The 16904-nt window shown below is 64.6% G+C and carries 2 protein-coding genes and 1 pseudogene; all 3 read left to right on the forward strand.

The annotated features are described in order from the left end of the window. Positions 1–9 precede the first annotated feature (9 nt). Positions 10–1409: pseudogene (locus tag HXW87_RS29500) on the forward strand (AMP-binding protein); the annotation flags it as partial. Beyond that, the gene (locus tag HXW87_RS15430; RefSeq protein WP_275588679.1) at positions 1406–12223 is read left to right on the forward strand and encodes a non-ribosomal peptide synthetase; all 10818 of its coding nucleotides are present in this window, start codon (positions 1406–1408) and stop codon (positions 12221–12223) included. The pseudogene HXW87_RS29500 and the gene HXW87_RS15430, both read left to right, overlap by 4 nt. Continuing rightward, positions 12220–16904, forward strand: a 4685-nt coding sequence (locus tag HXW87_RS29505; protein WP_275588680.1) for a non-ribosomal peptide synthetase, incomplete at its 3' end; no start/stop codon positions are given. The genes HXW87_RS15430 and HXW87_RS29505, both read left to right, overlap by 4 nt.

Genomic DNA, 16904 nt, shown 5'->3' on the forward strand with positions numbered 1-16904 from the left:
ACGGTGTTGCAGAAAACCCCGTTCAGCTTCGACGTCTCGGTGTGGGAATTCTTCTGGCCGCTGATGACCGGCGCCCGATTGGTCATGGCCCGGCCCGAGGGGCATAAGGACCCGCTGTATCTCAGCGACATCATCGAGCGCGAACATATCACCACGTTGCACTTCGTACCGTCGATGCTCGACGTGTTTCTCGCCCACGCCGAAACCGCACGCTGCAGCAGTCTGCGTCAGGTGATGTGCAGCGGCGAAGCCCTGCCGGGCAGCGTGGTGCGGCGTTTCAAACAGCAACTGCCGGGCAGCCAATTGCACAACCTCTACGGCCCGACCGAAGCGGCAGTGGACGTGACCGCGTGGANATCACCACGTTGCACTTCGTACCGTCGATGCTCGACGTGTTTCTCGCCCACGCCGAAACCGCACGCTGCACCAGCCTGCGTCAGGTGATGTGCAGCGGCGAAGCCCTGCCGGGCAGCGTGGTACGGCGTTTCAAACAGCAACTGCCGGGCAGCCAATTGCACAACCTCTACGGCCCGACCGAAGCGGCAGTGGACGTGACCGCGTGGAGTTGCGCCGGGCCGCTGGAGCAAACCCCGGACAACACGCCGATCGGCAAACCGATCGCCAACACCCGCATGTACATCCTCGATGCCCAGCAACAACCGGTGCCGCACGGCGTGGTCGGCGAGCTGTACATCGGTGGCGTGCAGGTGGCGCGCGGTTATCTGAATCGCCCGCAGCTGAACGCCGAACGCTTCCTCGACGATCCGTTCCAGGCCAATGGGCGGATGTACCGCACCGGCGACATCGCCCGTTATCTGGCGGACGGCAATATCGAGTACCTCGGTCGCAACGACGATCAGGTGAAGATCCGTGGTTTGCGCATCGAGCTCGGCGAGATTCAGGCGCGTTTGACCCAGATCGATGGCGTGCAGGAAGCCGCCGTACTGGCTCGCGAAGACGTGCCGGGGGACAAGCGTCTGGTGGCGTATTACACCGGCGCACGGCTGGAAACCGACGTGCTGCGCAGCCATCTGCTGGAAAACCTGCCGGACTACATGGTGCCTGCCGTATTCGTGCATCTTGATGCATTGCCGCTGAGCCCCAACGGCAAGCTCGACCGCAAGGCGCTGCCGGCGCCGGATCAGGGCGCATTGCCGGTGCGCGAATATGAAGCCCCGGTCGGCGAAGTGGAAATCACCCTCGCACGGCTCTGGGCCGAGTTGCTCAACGTCGAGCGGGTAGGGCGCCACGATCATTTCTTTGAACTGGGTGGGCACTCGCTGCTGGCGGTCAGTCTGATCGGCCGGCTGCGTCAGGAAGGCATGGAAGCCGATGTCAGGTCGCTGTTCGAACATCCGACCCTGGCCGGCTACGCCGCAATTACCGAACGAATGGAGATCGTCCTGTGAACGTGATCGAACTGTTGGCCACATTGAAGGCCAAGGATATTCAGCTGGCGGTCGCGGACGACCAATTGCGGGTCAATGGCAACAAGCAGGCCTTGAACGACCCGGCGTTGCTGGCGCTGTTGCGCGAGCACAAACCGGCGCTGATCGAGCTGATCAAGGCCGGGCAGTACTCGGCCAGCAAGCACGGGCAGGTCGAGGTGCCGGTCAACGGCATCGTTGCCGGCACCACGCGCATCACTCCGGCGATGCTGACGCTGGTCGAACTCGACCAGACGACCATCGACCACCTCGTCGCACAAGTCCCCGGCGGCGCAGCCAACGTGCAGGACATCTACCCGCTGGCGCCGCTGCAGGAAGGCATCCTGTATCACCACGTCAGTGGCGGTGACGGTGATCCGTATGTCATGCAATCGCATTTCGCCTTTGCCAGCCGCGAACGTTTTCTAGCGTTCGCTCAAGCGCTGCAAGCGGTGATCGATCGCCATGACATTCTGCGCACCGCTGTGCATTGGGCAGGACTGGACGCGCCGGTGCAGGTGGTCTGGCGCCGGGCCGAACTGCCGGTGGAAGAGGTGACGTTGCCTGATGCAAATGGCGACGTGCTGGCGTATCTGCATGAGCGTTTCGACGCCCGGCACTTCCGCCTCGACGTGACCCAGGCGCCGCTGATGCGTCTGGCCCACGCGTGGGATGAAGCCGGGCAACGGGTGATCGCCACGCTGTTGTTCCATCACATGGCGCTCGACCACTCGGCCCTCGACGTGGTGCGCCACGAAATGCGCGCCTGCCTCACCGGGCAGCGTGAACGGCTCGGGCGCCCGGTGCCGTTTCGCAACTACGTGGCGCAGGCGCGTCTGGGCGTCAGCGAGGCCGAGCACGAGGCGTTCTTCCGCGAGATGCTCAGCGACATCGACGAACCGACGCTGCCTTACGGCCTGCAGGACGTGCAGGGTGACGGCAGCGAAATCGTCGAACTCAGCGTGCCGGTCGCTGCACTGTTGGGCCAGCGTCTACGGGCGCAGGCGCGGACGCTCGGCGTCAGTGTCGCGAGCCTGTTCCACCTTGGCTGGGCGCAGGTGCTGGCTGCGCTGACCGGCAAACAGCAGGTGGTGTTCGGTACGGTGCTGATGGGCCGCATGCAGGGCGCCGAAGCGATTGACCGGGCGCTGGGGATTTTCATCAACACCTTGCCGTTACGAGTGAACATCGACGGGCAGGATGTGCGCGCAGCCGTCAACGCCACCCACGCACGGCTGACCACGCTGATGCGTCACGAACACGCACCGCTGGCCCTGGCTCAGCGCTGCAGTCACGTGGTGGCGCCGACGCCGCTGTTCAGCACACTGCTCAATTATCGCCACAGCTACAACGTCGCCACCGCCAGCGCCGATACCCTCGCGGCGTGGGACGGTATCTCCACGTTGCACTCCGAAGAGCGCAGCAACTATCCGCTGACGATGAGCGTCGATGACCTCGGTGACGCCTTCAGCCTGACGCTGCTGGCCAGCTCCGAGACCGATCCGCAGCGCATCTGCGATTACCTGCTCTGCGCACTGCAGAACCTGCTGCTCGCCCTGGAACAGGCGCCGCAGACACCGGTCAATCAATTGCCGGTCCTGCCGGCGGCAGAGCTTGAACAGGTATTGCGCGGCTTCAATGCCACTCAAGTGGATTTTCCTGCGCCACAGACTATCCAGCAACGTTTCGAGGCGCAGGTGGCCGAGCGGCCGGACGCGTTGGCGGCAGTGTTTGCCAACGTGCAGCTGACCTACGCCGAACTCAATCAGCAAGCCAACGCCTTGGCGCAGCATCTGATCGACCTGGGCGTGAAACCGGATGATCGCGTGGCGATCGTCGCCCGCCGTGGGCTGGACACCCTGGCCGGACTGGTGGCGATCCTCAAGGCCGGCGCCGGTTACGTGCCGATTGACCCGGCGCATCCAGCGGAGCGTTTGAACTACCTGCTCGACGACAGCGCGCCAGTCGCCGTACTGACCCAAAGCCATCTGCGCGAGCGACTGCCGGCGCTGAACGTGCCGGTACTCGAACTCGACCGCTGCACTTGGCCGCTGACGGTCACGCAAAACCCGCAGGTACCGGGCCTGAGCACCGCACACCTGGCCTACGTGATTTACACCTCCGGCTCCACCGGGCTGCCCAAGGGTGTGATGGTCGAGCATCACACTTTGAGCAATCTGGTCGACTGGCACTGCACCGCGTTCGACCTCTGTGCCGGGCGTCACACCTCAAGCCTGGCCGGGTTCGGCTTCGATGCGATGGCCTGGGAAGTCTGGCCGGCGTTGTGCGTGGGCGCGACCCTGCATCTGGCGCCGACCCAAGAGGGCGGCGAAGACATCGATGCCTTGCTCGCGTGGTGGTGCGCACAGCCGCTGGACGTGAGCTTTCTGCCGACCCCGGTGGCCGAATACGCCTTCAGCCAGAACCTCGAACACCCGACCCTGCGCACGTTGCTGATCGGCGGCGACCGCTTGCGTCAGTTCAATCGCCACCAGCATTTCGACGTGGTCAACAACTACGGCCCGACCGAGGCCACGGTGGTCGCCACTTCAGGTCTGGTGCAAAGCGGCGATGCGCTGCACATCGGCAGGCCGCTGAGCAATGCCACGGTGTACCTGCTTGACCAACAACAACGCCCGGTGCCGGTTGGCGTGGCTGGCGAGTTGTACGTTGGCGGTGCCGGGGTCGCCCGTGGCTACCTGAATCGCCCGCAAATGACTGCCGAGCGCTTTTTGCGTGACCCGTTCAGCAGCGCACCCAACGCGCGGATGTACCGCACCGGTGACCTTGCGCGCTGGCGCGAGGACGGCAACCTCGAATACCTGGGGCGCAACGACGATCAGGTGAAGATTCGCGGCGTACGCATCGAACTGGGCGAGATCGAAACCTGCCTCAACCTGATGCCGGGGATTCAGGAGGCGGTGCTGCTGGCCCGCGAAGATCAACCCGGCCAGCCGCGACTGGTGGCCTACTTCACCGAACAGGCGCAGGTCGAAGCGCTGCCGGTGGGCGAGTTGCGCGCGCAATTGCTCAGCCGTTTGCCGGAATACATGGTGCCGACCGCGTTCGTCAAACTCGCCGCGCTGCCGCTGACCGCCAACGGCAAGGTCGACCGCAAGGCCTTGCCGGCACCGGATCTGGCGGCGCTGTTCACCCGCGAGTACGCAGCGCCCGAAGGCGAGGTGGAAAGCGCGCTGGCGCAGATCTGGGCCGACGTGCTGCAAGTCGAGCGGGTCGGGCGTCAGGATCACTTTTTCGAACTCGGCGGGCATTCGTTGCTGGCGATGCGCATGGTTTCGCAAGTGCGCCAGCGCCTGGGTGTCGAGCTGGCGCTGAGCGACCTGTTTGCCAACGCCGAACTGGCGGCGGTCGCCTCAGTGCTGAGCGAGGCCGGACGCTGTGCGCAACCACAGATCGTGCCGGTACCGCGTGACGGCGCGTTGCCGCTGTCGTTCGCCCAGCAACGCCTGTGGTTCCTCGCGCAAATGGAAGGCGCCAACACCGCCTACAACATTCCCGTGGCCTTGCGTCTGCGTGGCCGTCTCGACGACGCGGCGCTGCAACGCGCACTGGCGCGGATCGTCGCCCGCCACGAAACCCTGCGCAGCCGCTTCGCGCAATTCAACGACGAAGCGCAGGTGCTGATCGCCCCGGTGGACACTGGTCTGCTGCTGCGAATCGAAGACCTGCGCCAGCACCCGCAACCCGAGGAAACCCTGCAGGCACTGATTCAGGGCGAAGCCTCCGGGCCGTTCGACTTGCAGGACGATCCGTTGATTCGCGGGCGACTGGTGCGGTTGGCCGACGATCACCATGTACTGTTGCTGACCCTGCACCACATCATCTCTGACGGTTGGTCGATGGGCGTACTGACCCGCGAACTGATGGCGCTGTATCAGGCGTTCAGTCATGGCCAGCCGGATCCGTTGCCGCCGCTGGCGTTGCAGTACACCGACTACGCGGTGTGGCAGCGGCGCTGGCTCAGCGGCGAGGTGCTGCAGCGCCAGAGCGAGTACTGGCAACAGACCCTGGCCGGCGCCCCGGCGCTGTTGATGCTGCCGACCGATCGGCCGCGCCCGGCGCAGCAGGACTATGCCGGCAGCAGCGTTGCGGTGGTGCTCGACGAGCGTCTGAGCGCCGGGCTCAAAGCCTTGGGCCAGCGCCACGGCGTGACCCTGTACATGACGCTGATGAGTGCCTGGGCGATGCTGCTCAGCCGCTTGTCCGGGCAGGCTGAAGTGGTGATCGGTTCGCCAGTGGCCAACCGCACCCGCGCCGAGATCGAAGGCCTGATCGGCATGTTCGTCAACACCCTGGCGCTGCGCATCGACACCTCGGGCGAGCTGAGCGTCGAAGCACTGCTGGCGCGGGTCAAGGCGCAAACCCTGCAAGCGCAGGCGCATCAGGATCTGCCGTTCGAGCAAGTGGTGGAAATCACTCGACCCGTGCGCAGTCTGGCGCACAGCCCGTTGTTCCAGACCTTGCTCAGTTGGGATGGCCTCGAAAGCCCGGCGCTGGCCCTCGGCGAACTGACGCTGGAGGGCGTGGCCGAGCCGAGCCACTTCGCCAAGTTCGACCTGTCACTGAGCCTCAGTGAGTCCAACGGCATCATTCGCGGATCGCTGGAATACGCCACGGCATTGTTTGACCAGAGCACGGTCGAGCGCTTCGTCGGTTACTTCCAGCGCCTGTTGCAGGCGATGGTCGGCAACGATCAGGCGCTGCTGGAAAGGGCGCCGCTGCTGGCGCCGGAAGAACAGCAGCGTTTGTTGGTCGAGTTCAATGCCACCGAGGTCGATTACAACCTTGAGCAGACCATTCACGGCTTGTTCGAGGCGCAAGTGGCGCGCTCGCCGCTGGCACCAGCGGTGGTCGCGGGGGAGCAGCAACTGAGTTACGCCGAACTCAATGCCCGGGCCAATCAACTGGCGCGGCACCTGCGTGAATTGGGTGTAGGGCCGGATGCGCGGGTGGCGATCTGCGTCGAACGCGGTCTGGACATGGTGGTCGGGCTGCTGGCGATCCTCAAGGCCGGCGGCGGTTATGTGCCGCTGGACCCGGCGTATCCGCTGGAGCGTCTGGCCTACATGCTGGAAGACAGCGCGCCGCTGGCGGTGCTTGTGCAGGGAACCACGCGTTCGTTGCTTGGCGAAGTCGCTGTGCCGGTGATCGATCTGGATCAGCCGCACTGGCATTCGCTGCCGACGGACAATCTTTTGGTAACCGAACTGACCCCGCAGCACACCGCGTACGTGATCTACACCTCCGGCTCTACTGGCCAGCCGAAAGGCGTGATCAACGAGCATCGCGGGGTGGTCAACCGCTTGCTGTGGATGCAGGACGCCTATCAAGTGACCGCCAGCGACACGGTGTTGCAAAAGACCCCGTTCAGCTTCGACGTCTCGGTGTGGGAATTCTTCTGGCCGCTGATGACCGGCGCCCGATTGGTCATGGCCCGGCCCGAGGGGCATAAGGACCCGCTGTATCTCAGCGACATCATCGAGCGCGAACACATCACCACGTTGCACTTCGTACCGTCGATGCTCGACGTGTTTCTCGCCCACGCCGAAACCGCACGCTGCAGCAGTCTGCGTCAGGTGATGTGCAGCGGCGAAGCCCTGCCGGGCAGCGTGGTGCGGCGTTTCAAACAGCAACTGCCGGGCAGCCAATTGCACAACCTCTACGGCCCGACCGAAGCGGCAGTGGACGTGACCGCGTGGAACTGCGCCGGGCCGCTGGAACAAACGCCAGACAACACACCGATCGGCAAACCGATTGCCAACAACCGGATGTACATCCTCGATGCCCAGCAACAACCGGTTCCGCACGGCGTGGTCGGTGAGCTGTACATCGGTGGCGTACAGGTGGCGCGCGGTTATCTGAATCGCCCGGAACTGAACGCCGAGCGCTTCCTCAACGATCCGTTCCAGGCCAATGGGCGGATGTACCGCACCGGCGACATCGCGCGTTATCTGGCGGACGGCAATATCGAGTACCTCGGTCGCAACGACGATCAGGTGAAGATTCGTGGTTTGCGCATCGAGCTCGGCGAGATTCAGGCGCGTTTGACCCAGATCGACGGCATTCAGGAAGCCGCCGTATTGGCCCGTGANCGTTATCTGGCGGACGGCAATATCGAGTACCTCGGTCGCAACGACGATCAGGTGAAGATTCGTGGTTTGCGCATCGAGCTCGGCGAGATTCAGGCGCGTTTGACCCAGATCGACGGCATTCAGGAAGCCGCCGTATTGGCCCGTGAGGACGTGCCGGGCGAGAAACGTCTGGTCGCGTACTACACCCGGGCACCGCTGGAAATCGAAACACTGCGCAGCCATCTGCTGGAAAACCTGCCGGACTACATGGTGCCTGCCGTATTCGTGCATCTTGATACATTGCCGCTGAGCCCCAACGGCAAACTCGACCGCAAGGCGTTGCCGGCGCCGGATCGGGCGGCGCTGACCGCCCGTGAATATGAAGCGCCGGTCGGCGAAGTGGAAATCGCCCTCGCGCAGCTTTGGGCTGAACTGCTCAAGGTTGAGCGGGTAGGGCGCCATGACCATTTCTTTGAATTGGGCGGGCACTCGCTGTTGGCGGTGAATCTGGTCGCGCGCATGCGTCGCGCCGGTCTGACGGCCGACATCCGCGTGCTGTTCAACCAACCGACCCTCGCCGCACTGGCCGCTGCGGTGGGCGGTGAACCGGAGGCCGAAGTCGCGGCCAACCTCATCACCACGGACTGCACACGCATCACTCCCGAGCTGCTGCCACTGGTGACGCTCGACCAGCCGAGCATTGACCGCATCGTCGCCAGCATCCCCGGCGGCGTGGCCAATGTGCAGGACATCTATCCGCTGGCGCCGTTGCAGACCGGCATCCTCTTTCATCACTTGTCCGCCGCCCAGGGCGATCCGTATGTGTTGCAGGCGCAGTTTGCCTTTGCCGACGAGCAGCGCCTGAACAGCTTCACCCAAGCCTTGCAGAACGTGATCCAGCGCCACGACATCCTGCGCACCTCGCTGTTCTGGGACGGCCTGCAAGACCCGGTGCAAGTGGTCTGGCGTGAGGCACCGCTGGCGTGCGAAGCGCTGGAACTCGATGGCGCGGACGGCGATGTACTCGAGCAATTGTGCCGTCGCTTCGACGCTGCGCAGTACCGCCTGGCCGTCAATCAGGCGCCGCTGATGCGCGTGGTGCACGCCTGGGATTCAGCCAATCAGCGGGTGGTGGCGTTGTTGCTGTTCCATCACCTGGTCATGGACCACGTGGCGCTGGAGGTGCTGCAACACGAGATGCAGGCGTTCCTGATCGGTCAGCCGCAGCGTCTGGCTGAGCCGGTGCCGTATCGCAATTACGTGGCGCACACCCTGTCGGGGCTGAGCGACCAGCAGCACGAAGCGTTCTTCCGCGAGATGCTCGGCGACGTCGACGAACCCACCTTGCCTTACGGGCAGAACCCGGCGCAGGAAGGGCTGGCCACGCAGGCCCGGTTGAGCCTCGACGCCACGCTGAGCCGCAACCTGCGCAGTCAGGCGCGGCGCCTGGGTGTCAGCGCTGCAAGTCTGATGCACCTGGCATGGGCGCAGGTACTGGGGCCATTGTCCGGTCGTGACGACGTGGTGTTCGGTACGGTATTGCTCGGTCGCTTGCAGGGCGGCGAGGGCGCCGAACGGGCGCTCGGGGTGTTCATCAATACCTTGCCGCTGCGTATCGATCTGCGCGCGCACAGCATCAAGGGCGCAGCACTGGCGACGCATCAATTACTCAGCCAGTTGCTGCAGCACGAACACGCACAACTGGCGCGCATTCAGCATTGCAGCGCCATGGCGCCGAGCACGCCGCTGTTCAGCACGTTGTTCAATTACCGTCATGGTGCCTCGGCAGGTGGCGGTTCTGCCGAGGCCCGGGCGGCCTGGCAGGGCATGCAATTGCTCGAGGCCGAGGAGCACAGCAACTACCGCCTGACCCTCAGCGTCGACGACCTCGGCGAAGGCTTCAGCCTGACCGCACTGGCGGGCGCCGGCATCGACGCGCGGCGCACTTGCGCTTATTTGCAATGCGCCTTGCACGCGCTGGTGGAGGCGCTGGAGCACTCGCCGCATCAAGGCTTTGAACGGCTGTCGATCTTGCCGGGCGCCGAGCGCGAGCAGGTGTTGCACACCTTTAACGCGACCCGCGCCGATTACCCGCAGGGGCTGACGATCGCCCAGCGTTTCGAGCAGCAAGCCATTGAACGGCCGCAGGCGCTGGCAGCGGTGTTTGCCGGTGCCTCGCTGAGCTATGCCGAGTTGAACCGCCAGGCCAACATGCTGGCGCATCATCTGATTGCATCGGGTGTACAGCCTGACGACCGCGTGGCCATCGTCGCCCGGCGCGGTCTCGATACGCTGGTCGGGCTGGTGGCGATTCTCAAGGCCGGCGCCGGTTATGTGCCGGTGGATCCGGCGCACCCGGTGGAGCGCCTGAGCTATCTGCTGCAAGACAGTGCGCCCGTCGCGGTGCTGAGCCAAAGCGCTCTGCGTGAACGCCTGCCGGTATTGTCGGTGCCGCTGATCGACCTTGATCTGCGCCAATGGCCAAACGAGCCCATCGACAACCCGTCGCTGTCGGCCCTGACCCCGCAGCACCTGGCTTACGTGATCTACACCTCCGGCTCCACTGGCCTGCCGAAAGGCGTGATGGTCGAGCATCAGACCCTGAGCAACCTGGTGGACTGGCACTGCGCGGCCTTCGATCTGCACGCAGGCAGCCATACTTCAAGCCTGGCCGGGTTCGGTTTCGACGCCATGGCCTGGGAAGTCTGGCCGGCCTTGTGCGTTGGCGCGACCGTGCATCTGGCGCCAAACCATGACGGCAACGAAGACATCGACGCGCTGCTGATCTGGTGGCGTGCGCAGCCGCTGGACGTGAGCTTCCTGCCGACCCCGGTAGCCGAATACGCCTTCAGTCAGGAGCCGGCGCATCCGACCCTGAAAACCCTGTTGATCGGCGGCGATCGTCTGCGCCAGTTCAACCGCAACCAGCCGTTCCGGGTGATCAATAACTATGGCCCGACCGAAGCCACGGTGGTGGCGACCTCCGGCCTGATTGCGGCGGGCGACGTCTTGCACATCGGTAAACCGGTGAGCAATGCCACGGTGTATCTGCTCGACGCGCAGCAACGCCCGGTGCCGCTGGGCGTGATGGGCGAGTTGTATGTCGGCGGTGCCGGCGTGGCCCGTGGGTACCTGAACCGTCCGCAGATGACCGCCGAACGCTTTCTGCGCGATCCGTTCAGCAGCGTGCCAAATGCACGTCTGTACCGCACCGGCGACCTGGCGCGCTGGCGCGAGGACGGGACGCTTGAATACCTCGGGCGCAACGACGATCAGGTGAAAATCCGTGGCGTGCGTATCGAGTTGGGTGAGATCGAAACCCGCCTCAATCAGCTCGACGGCGTTCAAGACGCGGTGCTGCTGGCCCGAGAGGATGAACCCGGCCAGCCACGTCTGGTGGCGTATTTCACCGAACAGGGCGACGCGCTGAGCGTTGGCGATCTGCGCGCCCGGCTGTTGGTGCAACTGCCGGAATACATGGTGCCGGCGGCGTTCGTCAGGCTTGACGCATTACCGCTGACCGCCAACGGCAAGGTCGACCGCAAGGCGCTGCCAAAGCCGCAGCTGACTGCGCTGTTCAGCCGCGCATACGTCGAACCGCAAGACGCGCTGGAAACCGCGCTGGCGCAGATCTGGGCCGAGGTGCTGCAGGTCGAGCGGGTCGGTCGGCATGATCACTTCTTCGAACTCGGCGGCCATTCGCTGCTGGCCATGCGCATGGTCGCGCAGGTGCGTCAGCAACTGGGGCTTGAGCTGGTGCTGGCCGATCTGTTCGCCAACCCTGAACTGGCGGCGGTCGCCGAGTGCCTGTGCGTAGCGCAGGTCAGTAGCCAACCGCCGATCGTAGCGGTGCCGCGTGACGGCACGCTGTCCTTCGCCCAGCAACGCCTGTGGTTCCTCGCGCAAATGGACGGCGGCAATTCGGCGTACAACATTCCGCTTGGCCTGCGCTTGCACGGGCGGCTTGATGTTGAAGCCTTGCAGCGCGCGCTGACGCAGATCGTTGCGCGCCACGACACCCTGCGCAGCCGTTTCGTCAGCGTCGACGATCAGGCTCAGGTGACGATTGCACCGGTCGACAGCGGCCTGCTGCTGCAGGTGGAAGACCTGCGCCGGGATCCACAGGCCGAAGCCACGGTGCAGGCACTGCTCGCGCAGGAAGCCGCGACGGCCTTCGATCTGCAGCACGATCCGCTGATTCGCGGACGCCTGATACGTCTGGCCGACGAGCACCAGGTGCTGTTGCTGACCGTGCATCACATCGTCGCCGACGGCTGGTCGATGGGGGTGCTGACCCGTGAGCTGATGGCGCTGTACCAAGCCTTCAGTCACGGGCAACCGGATCCGTTGCCACCACTGTCGCTGCAATATGGCGACTATGCGGTATGGCAGCGGCGCTGGCTCAGCGGTGACGTGCTGCAGCGGCAAAGCGATTACTGGCAGCAGATCCTCGACGGCGCGCCGGCGTTGCTGACCCTGCCCACCGACCGTCCGCGTCCGCCACAGCAGGACTTTGCCGGCAGCAGCGTCGAAGTACGCCTGGATGAGCGTCTGAGTGCCGGCCTCAAAGCCTTGAGTCAACGGCACGGCGTGACCCTGTTCATGAGCCTGATGAGTGCCTGGTCGCTGTTGCTGAGTCGGTTGTCAGGGCAGTCCGACGTGGTGATCGGCTCGCCGGTGGCCAACCGCACCCGGNAGCCTTGAGTCAACGGCACGGCGTGACCCTGTTCATGAGCCTGATGAGTGCCTGGTCGCTGTTGCTGAGTCGGTTGTCAGGGCAGTCCGACGTGGTGATCGGCTCGCCGGTGGCCAACCGCACCCGGGCCGAGATCGAAGGCCTGATCGGCATGTTCGTCAACACCCTGGCCCTGCGTATCGACACTTCGGGCGAGCCGAGCGTTGCTGCGCTGCTGGCACGGGTCAAGGCGCGTACGCTGGAAGCGCAGGCGCATCAGGATCTGCCGTTCGAGCAAGTGGTGGACATCGCCCGGCCGGCGCGCAGTCTGGCGCACAGCCCGCTGTTCCAGACCACGCTGAGTTGGGACAGCAGCGTCGGCCCGCACCTGGCGCTGGGCGATCTGAGTCTTGAAGCTGTGGCTGCGCCGGGCCGGGTGGCCAAGTTCGACCTGACCCTGACCCTGGGTGAGGTCAACGGGGTGATTCGCGGTTCGCTGGAATACGCCACGGCGTTGTTCGATCAAGCGACCGTCGAGCGTTATGTCGGTTACTTGCAGCGCCTGCTGGCGGCGATGGTCAACGATGAGCAGACAGTGCTGGAACGGGTGCCGTTACTCGCCGAGTCTGAGCGGCAGCGCTTGCTCTGCGACTTCAACGCCACCGCACGCGAATACCCGCAGGCCCTGACCGTGCACGGGATTTTCCAGCAGCAGGCAGCGGCGCATCCCAAGGCGGTGGCGGCGGTGCATGGCGAGCATTCGCTGAGCTACTTCGAGCTGAACGCCCATGCCAACCGCCTGGCGCATCACTTGATCAGCCAAGGCGTGCAGCCGGGCGATCACGTGGCGATCCTGCTGCCGCGCTCGCTGGAACTGCTGGTGGCGCAACTGGCGATTGCCAAATGCGCGGCGGCCTATGTGCCGCTGGACATCAACGCGCCGAGCGAGCGGCAGGCGTTCATGGTCGAGGACTGTCAGGCAGCGGCGTTGCTGACCCTCAGCCGTGAAGTCATCGACTACGCTGCACCACGCATCGACCTCGACCGCTTGACCCTCAGCGGCCAACCGACGCACAACCCGAATCTGGCGCAGTCCTCGGAGGCGCTGGCGTACATCATGTACACCTCCGGCTCCACCGGCACGCCGAAAGGCGTGATGGTGCCGCACCGCGCTATCGGCCGCCTGGTGCTGAACAACGGTTACGCCGATTTCAATGCGCAGGACCGCGTGGTGTTCGCCTCCAACCCGGCGTTCGACGCCAGCACCATGGACATCTGGGGGCCATTGCTCAATGGCGGGCGCGTGGTGGTCATGGATCACCAGACCTTGCTTGATCCGAACGCCTTTGGCCGCGCGTTGAGCGCAACCGGGGCAACGGTGCTGTTCGTCACCACTGCGCTGTTCAACCAGTACGTGCAGCTGATTCCGCAGGCGCTCAAAGGCCTGCGCATTCTGTTGTGTGGTGGTGAGCGTGGCGATCCGGCGGCGTTCCGTCGACTGCTGGCCGAGGCGCCGGCGCTGCGTATCGTGCATTGCTACGGTCCGACCGAAACCACCACTTACGCGACGACGTTTGAAGTGCGTGAAGTGGCGGAAAACGCCGAGAGCGTGCCGATTGGCGGGCCGATCTCCAACACCCAGGTGTACGTGCTCGACGCGCACCAGCAACCGGTGCCGATGGGCGTGACCGGCGAGTTGTACATCGGCGGGCAGGGCGTGGCGTTGGGTTACCTGAACCGCGCCGATCTGACCGCCGAAAAGTTTCTGCGTGATCCGTTCAGCGAGCAGCCGGGCGCGCTGCTGTATCGCACGGGTGACCTCGCACGCTGGCTGGCTCCGGGGCAGCTCGATTGCATCGGGCGCAATGACGATCAGGTGAAGATTCGCGGTTTCCGTATCGAACTGGGCGAAATCGAAAACAGCCTGCTCAACTGCCAAGGGATCAAGGAAGCCGTGGTACTGGCGCGCCGCGATGGTCAGGACATCACCCGTCTGGTGGCGTACTACACCGCGCACGCCGGCCACCTGGACAGCGCCGATCTGCACGCGCAGTTTCTGGCGCGATTGCCGGAATACATGGTGCCGAGCGCGTGGGTGCAATTGGAGGTCCTGCCGTTGAACAACAACGGCAAGGTCGACCGCAAGGCGCTGCCGGCACCGACGCAGGCAGCGATGCTCAGCCGGGTGTATGTCGCGCCGATCTCGGCGCTGGAACACCATTTGGCACGGATCTGGGCTGGCTTGCTGCGGGTTGAACAGGTCGGTCTTCACGACAACTTCTTCGAACTGGGCGGGCATTCGTTGCTGGCGATGCGCATGCTGTCGCAGGTGCGCCAGCAGTTGGGCGTCGAGCTGACCCTCGCCGAGCTGTTCGCCAACCCCGAGCTGGCCGCTGTCGCCGAGGTGCTGAGCCGGGCGGGGCGCAGCACCTTGCCGGAGATTTTGCCGGCACCGCGTGATCAGCGATTGCCGCTGTCCTTCGCCCAGCAACGCCTGTGGTTCCTGGCGCAGATGGACGGCGGCCACAGCGCCTACAACATCCCGGTCGGTCTGCGCCTGCGCGGTCGACTGGATGAAGACGCGCTGCAGCGGGCACTGGCACGCATCGTTGCGCGTCACGAAACCCTGCGCAGCCGCTTCAGACAGATCGACGATCAGCCGCAGGTGCTGATTTTGCCGGCCGAGAGCGGTCTGTTGCTGGCGGTAGAAGACCTGCGCCAGCACCCGCAGGCTGACAATGCCTTGCGCGGTCTGATTGAGGAGCAGGCCTGCGCCTCGTTCAATCTGCAGCACGATGCGCTGCTGCGCGGACGTCTGGTGCGTCTGGCCGACGACCATCATGTGCTGTTGCTGACGCTGCACCACATCATCGCCGATGGCTGGTCGATGGGCGTACTGACCCGTGAGCTGGCGGCGTTGTATCAAGCGTTCAGCCGTGGCGACGACGATCCGCTGCCACCGCTGGCGCTGCAATACACTGACTACGCAGTGTGGCAGCGGCGCTGGCTCAGTGGCGAGGTGCTGCAGCGCCAGAGCGATTACTGGAAGCAGGCGCTGGCCGGTGCGCCGGCCTTGCTGAGCCTGCCCACTGACCGTCCGCGTCCGCCGCAGCAGGACTATTCCGGCAGCCGCGTCGACATACTGCTCGATCAACACTTGAGCACCGGTTTGAAAGCCTTGTGTCAGCGTCGTGCGGTGACGCCGTACATGGTGATCATGAGCGCCTGGGCGATGCTGCTCAGCCGTTTGTCCGGGCAGAGCGACGTGGTGATCGGCTCGCCGGTAGCCAACCGCACCCGCGCGGAGATCGAAGGCCTGATCGGCATGTTCGTCAACACCCTGGCGCTGCGCATCGACACCTCGGGCGAGCCGAGCGGCGAGGCGCTGCTGGCGCGGGTCAAGGCGCAAACCCTGGCGGCTCAGGCGCATCAGGATCTGCCGTTCGAGCAAGTGGTGGACATCAGCAAACCGGTCCGCAGTCTGTCGCACAGCGCGTTGTTCCAGACCATGCTCAGTTGGGACAACAACGACGACCCGAGCCTGACCCTCGGCGACCTGACCCTGGAAGGCGTGGCCGGCGAGAGCCATTTTGTGAAATTCGACCTGTCGCTGAGCCTTGGCGATTCCCACGACGGCATTCGCGGTTCGTTGCGCTATGCCACGGCCTTGTTCGATGAGTCGACCATTCGCCGCTTCGTCGGCTACTTCCAGCAACTGCTGGCGGCGTTGGTCAATGATGATCAGGTGCTGTTGACGCAGGTGCCGTTGCTGGCGACGGATGAGCGTCAGCGCTTGCTGGTGGATTTCAACGCCACCGAGGTTGATTGCCCGCTGGAGCAGCCGTTGCACGGCTTGTTCGAAGCGCAAGTGCGGCGCAAACCGGACGCTGTCGCGCTGCAATCCGCGCAAGGCAACCTGACCTACCGCGAGCTCAATCAGCGCGCCAATCGCCTGGCCCATCACCTGCGTGAACTCGGCGTGCAACCGGATGCGCGTGTGGCGATCTGCGTCGAGCGCGGGCTGGATCTGATCGTTGGTTTGCTCGGCATCCTCAAGGCCGGTGGTGCCTATGTGCCGCTGGACCCGAGTTACCCGGCGGAACGTCTGGCGTACATGCTCAAGGACAGCGCGCCGACTGCGGTGCTGGTGCAGACCGCTACTCGCGGTTTGTTCGATGACGCTGCCGCCACGGTGATCGACCTTGACCGCAGTACCTGGCAGCACCTGCCGGATCACGATTCGCCAGTGCCGGGCCTCAGTGCTTCGAATCTTGCGTACATGATCTACACCTCGGGTTCGACCGGGTTGCCGAAAGGCGTGATGATCGAGCATCGCAGTGCCTGCAACATGGTGCACTGGGGTTCGCAGCTCAGTCCGCCGACCGAACACGGCGCGCTGCTGCAAAAAGCGCCGTTCAGCTTCGACAGTTCGGTGTGGGAGATCTTCTGGCCGTTGTGTTCCGGGATGCGTCTGGTACTGGCGCGACCGGACGGCAACCGCGATTCGGCGTATGTGGTGCAGACCATTCGTGAGCAGCAGGTGACGGTGGTCAAGTTTGTGCCTGCCTTGCTGCAGCAGTTCATCGAGCAGGACGGTGTCGAGCAATGCACCAGCCTGACCGATGTGCTCAACGGTGGCGGCGAACTCAGTGCAGCGCTGGCGCGTCAGGTGCGCGATCGCCTGCCGTGGGTGCGGTTGCACAACGTTTA

The organism is Pseudomonas sp. Y5-11, assembly GCF_022368695.1.
In the GTDB taxonomy this organism is placed as follows: domain Bacteria; phylum Pseudomonadota; class Gammaproteobacteria; order Pseudomonadales; family Pseudomonadaceae; genus Aquipseudomonas; species Aquipseudomonas parakoreensis.